10 protein-coding genes are annotated in these 13,028 nt (G+C 65.7%); 6 read left to right on the forward strand and 4 right to left on the reverse strand.

Annotation, left to right across the window (positions count from 1 at the left end):
• Positions 1-80 precede the first annotated feature (80 nt).
• The 3 genes from DAT35_RS54880 to DAT35_RS54900 all read right to left on the reverse strand — a co-directional run bounded on the left by DAT35_RS54880 (position 81) and on the right by DAT35_RS54900 (position 6,129).
• A complete protein-coding gene (locus tag DAT35_RS54880; RefSeq protein ID WP_108077476.1) occupies positions 81-4,256 on the reverse strand; it encodes a HEAT repeat domain-containing protein in 4,176 nt (1,391 codons plus the stop codon).
• Between the two features lie 168 nt (positions 4,257-4,424).
• Complete coding sequence (locus DAT35_RS54885) at positions 4,425-4,727, reverse strand: hypothetical protein (protein ID WP_108077477.1); 303 nt, start codon at positions 4,725-4,727, stop codon at positions 4,425-4,427.
• A gap of 1,000 nt (positions 4,728-5,727) precedes the next feature.
• Complete coding sequence (locus tag DAT35_RS54900; RefSeq protein ID WP_108077480.1) at positions 5,728-6,129, reverse strand: hypothetical protein; 402 nt, start codon at positions 6,127-6,129, stop codon at positions 5,728-5,730.
• A gap of 476 nt (positions 6,130-6,605) precedes the next feature.
• Between DAT35_RS54900 and DAT35_RS54905 the strand changes: the two genes are divergently transcribed.
• The 5 genes from DAT35_RS54905 to DAT35_RS54925 all read left to right on the forward strand — a co-directional run bounded on the left by DAT35_RS54905 (position 6,606) and on the right by DAT35_RS54925 (position 11,641).
• Positions 6,606-6,908 (forward strand): hypothetical protein, encoded by a 303-nt coding sequence (locus tag DAT35_RS54905; protein WP_108077481.1) that lies wholly within the window; start codon positions 6,606-6,608, stop codon positions 6,906-6,908.
• A 149-nt stretch (positions 6,909-7,057) separates the two neighbouring features.
• Positions 7,058-7,837: a hypothetical protein gene (locus DAT35_RS54910; protein ID WP_108077482.1), complete on the forward strand. Its 780-nt coding sequence runs from the start codon at positions 7,058-7,060 to the stop codon at positions 7,835-7,837.
• Positions 7,838-7,850: 13 nt separating this feature from the next.
• A complete protein-coding gene (locus DAT35_RS54915) occupies positions 7,851-8,345 on the forward strand; it encodes a hypothetical protein (protein ID WP_108077483.1) in 495 nt (164 codons plus the stop codon).
• 305 nt (positions 8,346-8,650) lie between these two features.
• Positions 8,651-9,292, forward strand: coding sequence for a hypothetical protein (locus tag DAT35_RS54920; protein WP_146210275.1), 642 nt, complete (start codon positions 8,651-8,653; stop codon positions 9,290-9,292).
• Positions 9,293-9,964: 672 nt separating this feature from the next.
• Entirely contained in the window at positions 9,965-11,641 is a 1,677-nt protein-coding gene (locus DAT35_RS54925) for a hypothetical protein (protein WP_146210276.1), read from the forward strand.
• 362 nt (positions 11,642-12,003) lie between these two features.
• Here DAT35_RS54925 and DAT35_RS54930 read toward each other — a convergent pair whose 3' ends face one another.
• Positions 12,004-12,267 (reverse strand): hypothetical protein, encoded by a 264-nt coding sequence (locus DAT35_RS54930; RefSeq protein WP_146210277.1) that lies wholly within the window; start codon positions 12,265-12,267, stop codon positions 12,004-12,006.
• 140 nt (positions 12,268-12,407) lie between these two features.
• Between DAT35_RS54930 and DAT35_RS54935 the strand changes: the two genes are divergently transcribed.
• Positions 12,408-12,845: a hypothetical protein gene (locus DAT35_RS54935; protein ID WP_146210278.1), complete on the forward strand. Its 438-nt coding sequence runs from the start codon at positions 12,408-12,410 to the stop codon at positions 12,843-12,845.
• The last annotated feature ends 183 nt before the right edge of the window (positions 12,846-13,028 follow it).

Consider the following 13,028-nt stretch of genomic DNA (forward strand, 5'->3'; position numbering starts at 1 on the left):
CGAAAGATCCAGCCGGTCCCGCTGGGGCAGGTAGCCCAAGGAATCGGGTCCCGCTCCTTCGCGCGCATCCGCGCGTCTGTTCAGCGTGAGGTGGAGATCGCCGGCCATTTATCACCATCAGGCGGCACTTCCACCCAGTCACCACGAGGGGCGACGAAGAAAGCGTAGGGAAGCGTTTTCAAGAAATAGGGCACCGAGCCAACGGGCGGGCCCGGAGGGGGCGGCGCGTGAAAGTAGAGCTGAAGGTAGTACCGGAGGAACATTCGCCAGGCCCCCCCTGCCGCGAGCTCCGCCAGCCAGTCCAGGGCTCCGGGATGAGGCAGCCAGGACTCCGTTGAGTCAGGTGCGAGCGCCATCAGCCACTCCAGGCACTGCACCGCCTTGATGGGAAGCTGCGCACGCACCTCTTCGGGAGGCAGAACGTGATGCGCCCGGAGCCACTCCGCCCCGAGCAGGAACCCCCGTTCCCAATGCCCTGCCTCACCAAGCGCAGCCGCGGCTCCGGGCCAGACCGAAGGCCCCATGCGTCCGAGCACCAGACACGCACCGCCCGAGAGGACCGGGTCGGGATGAAGGGCGGCCTCTACCAGAGGTGGGAGTTCGAGCCTCTGCGCCAGCTCCGGACGCCAGGTGATTTGCTGCAACAGCGCCCAGACAGCCCCCTTACGAACGGGATAGTGAACCTGGAGGCGCACGACACGGCGCATGGGGCTCTGAAGGAGCTCGGCGAGCAGCGAAAACGCCTCGTCCACTTTCTGAACCATGAAGAGCACCATGAGCTGCTGGTGCACCATGGCATCCCGGTTGCTCTGCGTCCCCGCGCGGAGGAAATCGAGGAGCCTGCGCGCGAGCGACTCCGGAAGTGGCGCCAGCTCGACGAGGGCCTGGGCCGCAGCATAGGCCACTCCATGCTCGCGCGACTCCTCCGTGTAGCCGATGCCGAGGTCCTGTGCGTCGGAAAGTAACGCGAAGAGGGTGTCGAGTCCCTCATTCCACCGGTGGTTTCGGATGGCCGCGATACAGGCGTCTCGCACTAGCCAGCTCGGGTCCTTCGCGGAGGCCAGCACGGCTCGTCTTCCGGACGCATCCGCCCGAGGTGCGAGCGCGAGAATGGCGGCGGCCCGGCATTTCCAGTCAGGGTCCTGAAGCGCGCGCTCGAGTAGGGCAGTGGCCTCGCGCGACACGTCCGAAGCGAGCGCCTGAATCACCTTCTCGCGGAAGGGCGCGACCGAGGATTCCAGCATCGCCGCGGCGGCCGACGCGACGGGTTCACCCGCCGCGGCCAGCACGCGAATGGCCGCACCGTGAAGCTCTGGAGATGGACTGCGCACCCACTTCCAGAGGCGCTTGCGGTCATCGACGGACAGTTCGTCCAGGTCGGGAGGCCAGGGGCTCCGGGCCTGCGCCTTGATGCAGGCGCGTAGCGCCGTGCACCCCTCGGGGAACAGAATGCGCGCCAGGGTCTTCTGGACTCCAGGCTCCGTCTCGTCGCGCTCGTCGCAGGGAAGAGCGCTCCCGACAATCGCGACCAGCGCGGCCCTTCGCTCTTCGGGTTGCGCCAGCAAGGGACTCAGCTCGGCATTGAGCGCCTCCGGTGGCCACAACGTGAAGAGCGCTTGCAGAGCCGCGCGTGCCTCATGTCCCTCGGCAGTGACCAGTGCATCGAACAGCAACGAGGCGCTCCCCGTGTGCCTCGTGCGGCCGATAACCTCGTAGACCTGCCAGCGCTGCCCGGGCTCACATGCGTCTCTGAGCGCGCGGAACTCATCCAGCGACGCATTCTTTGGTTGGATGGCCTTGCACCAGGAGAAGAGCAGCTCGCGACGTCGCGGGTGCCCGGGCAACCACGCATACCCCTCGCGAGCCCTACGCCGCGCGACCAGCCGCTCAAGCGCATTCGCCAGAATCACGCGATCATCGAGGTCTTGCTCGTCGATGGCCGCGGCTTCGAGCATATCGAGGTGCCCCTGCTCGGCCTCCCTGCGCTCGGGAATCGCGTGGACCTTGTTCCAGCGCCGCTCCTGTTCGGAATCGAGCAACTCGATCAGCTCATCGAAAGGCGGCGACGCGCAGAGCACGGCCCCCAACATGATGGCGCTGAGGGCAGTCGTCGCCTCCCGGATAGCAACAGGGGCCGCTGCGGCAAATGCCTCGGGAAAGTGCCATCCCAGGAGGTCCAGGTCCCATACGAACTGCGCATAGAACACGTTGTTGATGCCGGGCAGCACGTACTGGATGAACCGCTCCATGACCTGCCGCGCGTCGGGGCTGGAGCGGATGGCCTCCAGGAGCGAGCCGGGCCAGTTGGGAAGTTGCCACGGCGTCACCTGCCGGGAGCCGTCTTCGATGATGGGCGGGGGGAAAAGAGCCCGAACCAGGGCTGCTACGGGATCTACTCCCCGCAGCCACCGGGCGGCGGTGACGTAGAGCTCTGGCAGGGAGGCTCCCTCCGCCGTCAGCAGCGCTGAACGGAGCCACGCGTCGAATGAGCCATGGACCTCGCGAGAGAGAAGCTGGGGGTTGGATGGCAGAGCTCCCGCGAGGTCGAGTACGTCCCTGAAGTCCTCTTCCGCCAGCAAGCCCTTGAACAACGCGGAGAAGACGTTGGCGGCCTGGGCGGGCTCTTCACCCAGCAAAAGCTCGAGCCCCGCGGTGACCTGCGGGTGGGCTCGGTACCCTTCAGGCTCCTCGGTCAACCAGCTGGCCGCGAGCATCCAGTCCAGCAGCTTCCGGATGTCCACGTGAAGACTCCGGTCCACCCCATGGAGGACTTCTGACCGCGTAAGGGCTGCCTCCAAGGGGAACACCGCCCCCCGCGTCAGCAGGCTCCAGAGGACGAGGGCTGATGGAATCGTGTTCCAGGGCAGCCCTCGAACCTCTTGCGCCACGATGCTGGCGATCTGGTCGACGGCCGATTCCCGCAGCAGCGCACGAAGGCGGAGCACGTTTTGAGGCTCCAGCCGCCGCACCTTCGCCGCGAAGGTCTTGATGGAAAGCGGGGCGTGGAGGCGCTCCAGGACTTCGTCACGATGGTCATCCACCAGAGCGCGCTGCCACCCCTCGGCCCTCTTGAGCTTGTTCTGGAGAATCCGCCAGCGCGCGGAGGCGTCATAGTCCGTGCTGTCCAGATGCATCGCCTCGGCCCGTAGTTGCTGGAACTGCTTCTGCTCGCTGGAGGCGCGAAGAACCGCCATCCGGGACATGACGATGATCTTCTTGTCGGACCGAGCCTCGTCCAGCAGGCCGGGGAGGGCATGGAGCCAACGTTCCGCCTTGTCACCCGGACGGACGGGCCCAAAGGGGTCCTCAACGAAGAAGACGGTCGGCTCCCTCGTGGCCTCAAGCCTGTCTTGAAGCTCGGTGGGATCCTGAATGCGCACGAACGCGAAGGGCTCTTCGGCGGTCTGGTACTCATACGCCAGCCTGCGCGCGACCAGCGTCTTGCCCACCCCTGGTGGACCGAGCAGCACGAGCAGGTGTCTGCTGTCGAGCTGCGCCTTCATGGCCTGGAAGTTCCGTGGTGCCACGAAGTCATCCAGTTCCTCGGTGGGCGAGAGTGCACCCTTGTACTGGCTGGCTGTCGCGACGATGTCCTGCTTCGTCCAGAACCGGGAGGCCGCACCTTGGAGCATCCTGGCGCGCACCGCTTCGGCCAGGGCCTCACGGCACTGCCGCACGGTGAGCCCGGGAACGTGCAGGTGCCGCTTCAGCAGTTCCTCCGAGAGCAGTTGGAAGTGCTCCTTCTCCTTCGGCTGGAGCACCGTGATACGAGGTGCCAACTCTTCAAGGCGTATACCCGGGGGAATGCGCCCCTTGAGGGAGTCTGGCAACCGGGGTGTGGGCGCCAGGTCCAGGATGCCACTGACGTGCAGCGATTGAAGGGAGGTATCGAGCGTGGTGTTGGTGATGAGCAGGTAGTGCTCGCCGGGATTCGCGGCCAACCGCGCCACGGGAGACATCCGCCGCTCGGGACCTCGCGTGCCTGGAGGCCGCTGCGGGATGCCTACGATCTCGACGAACTCCGCCTTGCCCCAGTGCTTGCTTCGGTACTTCACCTGGATGCTGAGGTGACGTCTCTCACCGAGAGCCGGAAGCAAGACCGCGAGATCTTCCTGGGATTCCGGCTCGAACTCGACACGCTCGATGCCCGCGTTCCGAGCGAACATCAGCTCGAGCGCGACCCATACGGTTACGGCCTCCTGATACGCGAAGCCCTGGTACACCGCTCGGCCGCCAATGTCCTGATTCGCCGACATTCGGCACTCTTCGCTTGGACCCATAGAGATTTCAATATGGGGCCCTGTTGAGGGGGCGGCCTGGTGCAGTAGGAGCAGAGAAGGGCCGTTGACGGGTGTGGCCAGTCGGACGGGGAGTTGCTGCAGGCGGTGCTCGAGGAGCGCCGACACACCGGCTCGAGCCGGTGCCTACCGGCGGCCTGCAGCCCGAGGCCGGCGGCCTGGGCCCTGGCGCGTACCTCGCGCGTGCCGCTGCGGTTGCGAGCGGTGGGCGGCTAGCAGCTCGGCCCCTGCGGAGGTGCGCTCGAGGAACTCGCCAAACACCGTGGTGTCGCGGAGGACGAGGCGCCTGTCCACGAGCCAGAGGACAGTGCGCCACAGCATGGGACGGCCCGGAAGCCGATTCGAGAGCTCGCGCCAGCTCAGGCGGCTCTCCCCAAGGGTGGCGAGGACTTCCGCGCGCTGCTCGGTGAGCTGTAGGGGCTGCTCCATCGACGCCACCTCCGCAGCGGTCAGCCTACTGCGGCCAACGGCCGCTCGGGGCTTGCTGTTACAGCCCACTCGGGGAGGGGCCCGCGCGCGTTGAGGCGCGTGGGAGGGGTGGGGAGGCCCCGCGAGCGGCGGAGCTGCGGAGACGGGGCCGGGAACCAGGGCTTACCGCTGTTGCTGCTCAGCGTCGTGTGCCAAGCCCAGAAGCACGACTCCCAGCATCACCTGAGAGGGCCGACCTCACGAGTCCAGTTTACATAATCCCCATTATCCGACACCTGTAATTTCGGTAACTTACAAAGTCTCAAGAGTTATCACGGACGCTTCGCACATTCAATCTTCCATGCGCCGGGAGGCGTCCCCCCGCGCTGCGCGGAGTGCCTTCCTACGCTTCTCGACGCCGAGGGCGAAACGCACTTTCCTGGCGTGCCAGTCGGACCAGAGGCAGCGCGCCACCGACAGAAGGATGCCTCCATATGCGAGACATGCGACGAGAAGAGCCGCCCCACTGGAGAGGACGCGACCCTCGAGGAGCAGAATCAAGCGCGAACTCCACCCGATGAGCAATGCATGAAGCAGCAGCCAGCGGCAGTCCTCCAGGCTCCAATTCTCGAAGAAGCCCGGCAACTGTCCCCGTGCTTCCAACTCGCGCAGCAGCTCCTCGGAAGAAACGGCTTCTCCCGGGGCATGTCCTCCTGACTCCCTCTCAGCTTCACCCACGCGCCACCTCCTGAAACCACCTATGCGAAGCGAGCGCCGAGCTCAGCGCTGGGCCCGAGGCCCCGCGCGCTCTGCGAGTTGGTAGCGGCCCCCCACCCATCCAGCGTCTCCACGAAGCGCAGCGCGTGCGTTGTAACGTCCCGCGTGACGCCGGAGTCCTGAATCCAGCGCACAAGGGAGGCGATTCGGTTCTTGACCTCGGGCTCGAACGCGGTGCGGGCCAACAACTCCGGGGGGGCTTTCTCCCACCGAGATTAATTGAACCTGGGCGGGACCTCCGACCTCAGTCCTGAGGAGGCTCGAATTGCGAGTCCACCTCGCACGCTTCTTTGTAGACGAGAACTCCCGGCGCGCTACCGAACGCCCACATCAGGACGAACTCGCCAATGAAGTATTGCTCCCGTCGAGCGAGCCAAAAGTAGGCGAGCAGCGCACCACCTACGCTGGCGATAGGGCCGCCCATCAAGCCCGCGCGGACTGGAGCTCGTCCGAGACCAAAGAGCCACCCGCCCAGCAGTCCACTGAGGGCGACGAGGACTCCGGCAAGCAGCCAATGCTCCCCCGGATCGCCCACGATACGAACCATCACCCCCGCAGGTAGAAATACGAGGAAGAAGCCCACCTGGTTGGCGAGGCTGGCACCTTCTTCTCCGGTAAAGGCCATGGGATTTCGCTTCACCGTCATTCGGCGCTCCTCAAGGCAACAACGATGGGTGCACGGCAGAGTGATCGCCACTTTCAGTGGCGCACGAAGCAGGAGTGGCACCCACGCCCCCTAAACCTGCGTTGACACCACCAACACAGCATGGCACACCACTCGCGCATGGTAAACCACGCCGTTTCGATTCAGCAATAGCGGCGGGGATCGGGTCGCCCTGAGTGCTCCCAGCAGTGGCCCGAGTAAGCCGCCCTCTCCTGCCCAGCCCAGGAAAACAGCCCCGCCACGCGGCGCCCCTGGACGCGCCTCCCGTCGCGAAGGCCGCTGGCCCGGTTACCGCGATCAGTCGCAAAGGAGCGAAAGGACTGAACGGGCGTACAGAGTTCGCGGTTGACGCAGGTGACGTGCCTCACTAGATCGAGCGCTGACGGTGCTGAAGGGGCGCTGTCGAATCAGCTCATAGGCGGTGCGGAGTGCATCGCCAATACGAAAGGCGCAACACCATGCCCAAGGGAGCAGTCATCTCGTTCGATTTGAAGCCCCAAGGCAGCGAGGACTACAGGATCGCCTACAGCATCCTGGGGAATGCGGGCTTCACCGTCACGACGCCGGACCTGGAAGTCTTCCTCCCGAACACCACCGTCCTGGGAACCATCCCTGACGACTGGACGGCGGAGAGGCTCAGGGAGGCAGTCAAATTTGAGTTCAGGAATGCCGGCCTGAACCTGACGTCCATCCTCTGTGGCGTAATCAGTGACTGGGCAGTGATGGGAAACAGGGTGGACTACAAGGCGCTTACGCGTTGATGGCCGGAGCATGTGCTGGCGACCAGAGAGCGGCAGAGACACGTCTCTGCTGCTCTCAACGGTTTCCGGCGAAGCAGGCCAGGCTTGAGCCTACTGCACCCACCTGTAAACCCGGGCCCAACACCGCTACCCCAGGGGAAGAAGCCACGATGAAGATGGAGAAATCGCGTTCGAGCCTGGTTGTCGCGCTGGCCCTGCTGCTGACGAGCTGCTCCTCAGGCACCGCAGAGGTGACTGTCCGGCTTCGCCCCGGGGCACCCTCCGCCAACATCGCGAAGGTGGAGGTAGAGGTGTCCGCGGCCGGAGAGGACCCGGAGAAGACGACGCTCTCCGGCACGACGAGCCTCTGGACCGACAGCATGTACGCGCTCGCCGGCGGCACCGACAGAACCTTCACCGCGCGGGCCCTCGACTCTGCTGGGACGCAGCTCTACGCAGGACAGGCCACCAGCGTCACGCTCGCCGACGGGAAGAAGACGCTCGTCTTCATCACCCTCGATGACCTCTCCGCCACGAGCGCCACACAGAGCGAGGCGCCCTACCTCACCTCCTTCACCGCCCACCCAGCAGAAGTCAGCGCCGGCGGCACCGTGGCCCTGCGCGCCACCGTCCGCGACAGGAACCCGAACGACACGCTACAGCTGGAGTGGAGGGCCACCGGCGGAGCCTTCGGCACCCCCTCCGGCGGTGCCGTCACCTGGACGGCTCCCTCCACCGGCGCCGACTACTCCGTGGACTGCACCGTAGTTGACTCTCAGGGGCTGAGCTCCAGCTTCACTCTGCCCCTCACCGTGCGCGCGTCCTCCACCACCAGCACGCCCTCCAGCTCCTGCTGCAAGCACTGCGGAAGCGGCAGTCAGCCCTGCGGCGACAGCTGCATCAGCTCCAGCTACACCTGCAAGAAGCCCGCAGGCTGCGCCTGCTACTAGGCCGAGGTCCATCATGTCGAGAACGCTCACCGCCCCAACCGTTCCAGCCGCCCACAAGGCCGGGAGCTTCGCCTCCTCGTCTGTGCGTCGCCAACCCCTGCCCCACTTCGACCCCGTGGGCTACGGGTCGGTCGAGGCTGCCAATGAAGCCAACGGCCGGGCCGACATTCTTGAGGCCGTCATGCTCGGGGCTGCGCTTCGCGCCCGCTCCCAGGGCTCTGAGAAGCTGGTGCGGCGGCTGACCAGCCTCAGCCTTGCTGTGCCCCCATTCGCAGAAATGGCCCGACACCTCGCAACCGGAGCCTCCACCGAGGCCCTGCGCACAGCCGTGACGGATGCTGTTGCCTGGGCGGCCGTGGATGCGGTGCTGAAAATGATGGACCTGCTCTGGCACGAGCACGAGCTGCGCGACCTCCTGCGCGGTGCGCCCCATCTTGAGACCTCCATCATGTCCCTTCGCGGCACAGCCGAATGGGCCGCTGCTCGCGCGGCTCGCGGGGAGCCCTGAACAACCTCTCAGGCCGGTCGTAACCCGACAGGCCGCCTCCTCCCCGCTTGCCGGGGCTACACCGAAGCACCCGAGGCCGCGTTGTCTTCCCCGCTCACGCGGGCCCACCGAAGCACAGGCTGACGCCTTGGAGCAGCTGCACTACCGCCACGCTCTCCGGGGCTCCACCGCCTAAGCGCACCGCTGACGACAGCCCCGGCTCCGAGGTCTCCTCAGACCGGGGTTCTTCTTTCTCGCGGAGCTGCGCCCCCCAGCGAGCTGAGAAACGTCCACGTGCCCTCCTGAGAGACGGCTATGGTCGCACCATGGGCGTGACCTTCTTCTGGCTGGCTCTGCGCATCCCCCCGAAACATGCCTCCAGCGTCGCCGCACAGTTTGCCCAGGCCGTCACCGCCTCGGCAGTGCCTCCAACCGCGCACAGAGTGCTCGCACGCTGGCGCGAGGCTCCAGGTTCTCTTTCTCCCGAGGCTATTCCCGATCCTGCCCGTCCTGGCTTTTTGACGTACCCCGAAGGGACCGAAGAGTTCGAGGAACTCTTCCGCCCGGAAGCACTAAGCACCTTTGGGCAAGAATTCATCCAGACGGGCGAGAAGGCGAACCTCTGGGGCATCGAGCCCACCGCAGAGAATACGAGCCTTGTCATCAGCGACCGCATCCCAGCCGCTGCTGCCTTGTACTTCGGGTTGGGAGCGAAAAGAGCGGCACGGATGCCAGGACACTTCGGCGCCCTCTTCGCGGCTCCCAGTGATGTTGGCCAGCTCCTCTCAGCACTGGAGGCAGTGCTCGAAGGGCCCTCGCCGGCGATGCTCGTCCGGACGCGGCGCTGGCTGAATCGTGGTAACAATCAGAGCATCAGCCCAGAGGAGGTGTTCGCCTTTATTCCCAGCGCCCTACGGACCGCGCAGGCCCGGAATGAGGGGCTGTTGGTGCTTACGGCCCGGGGCTGACCGCACTCCTCGAGCTGGCCCCGGGCCGCAGGTCAGGCCTCCCGCCTGGAAGCCGAAGGTGGCAACCCGTGCAGTGGACTTCTCCTCGCTGCTGGCCTTGCAGCGCGAGACGCCCAGGGGGCAGTGTCTCGTGTGCGGCCGGGACTCCCCCAATGGCGACGTGTGCTGGCGGGTGAGGAGCGGCGCGCGAGCAGGTCTGTGTGAAGTACCATCGAGAGCTCCGCCGAGTGTCGGCGCCGCTGCACCATGAGGGCCTTCCATGAAGCTCCACCGCTACACCCGGGCCAAGCGGGCCTATGTCCAGGCCGAGCACGCGCATGGACTCGCCCATGGCCACGATGTCCTCGGGCTGCAGCGCCGCCGACACCGCGTCCAGGCCGTAGAGTGCGCTGGCAGCCTGGCCCCAGGGGCAGGCCGCGGGAGAACAAAGAGCCAGAAGGGCAGCGCATCCATCTCGTGGTTCGTTGCGCCCTGGATGCACCGAATGCCTACCCACGGGTCGGAAGTCCGCGTGCCGCAGTACCTCCACCTGAGCATCATTCGGCGTGGTCAGAAACCATGTCCGGGGGTTAGCGCGGCCACGACCGGCTCTGGTTCAGCGACGACGGAAGCAGGCATACGTGCTTGCCGCTTTGGCCACGCTATCGTCCATCTTCCATGCAACACAGGGCCTTGAGGAAATACGACCTCGCCGGGAAACGCTTTGGCAAGCTGATGATCCTCGCACGTGCACCGAACCGGAACGAAAAGGTGCTGTGGGAGTATCGCTGTGACTGCGGCAAGACCGGCCTGGTCGTCACGGGGGAGTTGGTGAGACGCGACACTCCGCTGAGGCAATGCCGCTCGTGCTCGTGCCTGTTGCGCCCCAAGCGGATGTCGCTCGCGGAGGCGATGAGACGGCTTCAAGAGATTCATGGGGACGTCGTGACTCTCGATGAGGCGACGTTCGTGGATGGGACCACGGAGTGTGACTTCATCGACGCCGACCATGGCCGGTTTCGCGGCGTTCCTTCCCAGATTCTCTTCACACGTCGCCGCCACCCTGCGTACGGCAATGCGCGAAAGGGTCAAGCGAGGCGGATTCCAGCAGCCGTCATCAAGGAGAAGATCGAGGCCTTGAGTGGAGGCTACGTCACGCTCCTCGAAAGTTCCTATCGTGGCCTCGATGAGCCCGCATATTTGATCGACCGCGAAGCGGGGCGTTATCGGCTGCGTCCGAACTCATTCCTCCGCAACCCCTCGCGCCACCCGAAAGTGCGGAAGCGGCTCGCGGCGACTGAGGCCGCGAAATCAATTCTCGGGCGTGTCGAGGGCGCGCTCCGAGTGATTGACGGTCCGCACTCTACCCGCAATGCACGGGGCATTTCGGTTCGTGTCTATGGGTGTGAATGCCTTCATTGTGGCACCCGCGTGTTGCGAACCCTCACCACGCTGCGTCTCCACAACAAGGGCTGTGGCTGCAAGAAAGCCGAACAGGCCCGAATCAATGGCCGCAAATCCGACAACAGGACCAAGATCATTCCGCTCGCGGAGGTTCTTCATCGCGTGTCCCGGAAGTACGGCGACCAGGTACGACTGGTACCAGAGACCTACTCGCGGATATCCGCCCCAGCGGTCTTCATCGACCAGCAATATGGCCCTTGGGAAACCGCACCCACGACCTTGCTCGCCGGGCACCTCCATCCGCAGAGAGCCCGCACGTCCCAGGCGGCAAAGCGCCGGACCCCGATTTCGGAGTTGCAGCACCGGCTGAACAAGGCGCATCGAGGCCTCGTGAGCATCGATGAAACAACGTTCATCAACCAACTGACCCACGCGCGGTTCATCGATATTGAGTTTGGTGAATGGTGGGCACTTCCCGCGTCCGTCCTCCGTGGCCATGGCCACTGGAAGAGACGTACGGAAAAGAGCCGCGCGACCTCGCTTCAAAGGTTTGGGGTTGCGCACAACATGCAACGTGCCGATCTCGCATTGAAGGTTGTTCGCTCCGCGAACCGCGTCTACACGCTCGAGCACTGGCGGACGGGTGAGGCCATCGTGTGCATGGGCTCGTACGAGGAGAAGACCGTCCGCTGGTTGAACGCCAACAAGATGGACTTCCAATGGCAACCCGGGCCGTTCGCATTGCCGTTTCCGTTGTTCTCAACGCCAGCCCATGGAGTGACGACCTACCGGCCCGACCTGTTCCTGCCGGGCCGCGGAATCTACGTCGAGATCAAGGGGCGCTGGATGGGTGATTCACTCGCGAAATGGGAGTGGTTCCGCTCCCAGCACCCGGCGGAGCTCTGGGACGGGCCGACGCTTCGAGCGCTCGGAATCCTCGCGCCCAAAGGTCGGAAGTCGAACTGAATCCGCGGTGGGATGCGAGTCCGAGGCCCTCAAGCGAAGGCCGAGCCGGGACCCCTCCGGGGCTTCAGGAAATCAGATGAAGATGCGGTTCTGGCACGAGCACGGGTTCGAAGAGCCTTGATGCGAGGACATCCCGGGCGCGGTCTTCGCCGACCTGTCCGACTGTCGGACAAGTTCGCGCGGATGCGACCAGAAGGCCTCCGCATCTGAACTCCGGCTCCCGTGTGGAGCGCTTCGCGCAGGGAGAGCATTCACCCTCATGCCAGAAGCGGTAGGCTCCACCAGGGCGCTCAGTCCGTCGAAGCCCTTGCGCATGTCCACAGGTGCCGCGCAGGCGAACACGCGCACCGCGCGCGTGAGCGTCAGCACGCCAGCTTCCTCAGCAACTGCGCCGCGTCCTGCACTCCCAGCCCCTCCACGCGCCAGCCCTGCGGAGACACTACCGCGAAGGTAGTCGCCACGGGCGACGGCGCGTGCACCTTCGACGGGTGTACCACCACCGGCAGCAGCGCCTCCGCCTTCGGGTCACTCCTCTGCGTCTTCTTGCTGTCGGGCGTCTGCCCCCGCCGCCATGCCTGCAACGTCGGCTCCGACACCACCAGCCTCTCCACCACCGCCTTCAGCATGTCACCCCTCTCCAGGACATATGCCAGGTAGCGCACCGCGAACGCGCGCAGCGGCTCCGGAAATGGGCCTCCTCCTGCGGGAGGATGGAAGCCTTGGGCTGCAGAATGCCGAGCGCCCATTCGGCTCACCCGAGGCGGACATGCCCTCTTGCCTCCAGTGCGGCACCGTGGTGGAGAACCTCCTGTGCGACAGGTGCTTTGACGAGAGCTTTCCGCCCGCCTCCGCCGAGGAGGCCGCGCACGGCTCCCGGGTGCGCCACTTCCTCGCCCACGGGCGGGTACTGAGCACCGAGGCCCTCTGGCGCAAGGTGCGAGAGTTGGTGGACGCGCACCTGCCCCACCTCGGCGCGGACTTCTCCTTCGTGGTGCCCCTCGCGCTGCACCGCTCCGGCCTCTTCTGTGCCACCCCCGACTCGGACGAGCGCTGCCAGCGCCTCATGCGGGAGGCGCCAGCCGTGGCCCGGCTGCTCGCGCGCCACGGGGTGATGGCTCTCGGCTACCGCATGGGCATTGGGTACGAGGCCGGCACGCAGGACTACGAGCCTCTGTCCTCCTGCACCATTCTCCACCCGCCTTGAGGGCTCAGGGCTCGCTCCACCCTGCATGCACTCCGGGCCGTCCGCCGTCAGGTGGCGGCGTTGCTGGAGGGCAGCCCCGCGTACTCCGCAATCGCCAGGGCCGGGAGGCCCTGCCAGTGGACAGGCCACATGGACGTAGCGCGTGCAGCCCCTTGCAACCGAGCTGTAGCACCCTGTGCGGGA

It is taken from the genome of Vitiosangium sp. GDMCC 1.1324, from assembly GCF_003044305.1.
Classification (GTDB): Bacteria; Myxococcota; Myxococcia; order Myxococcales; family Myxococcaceae; genus Archangium.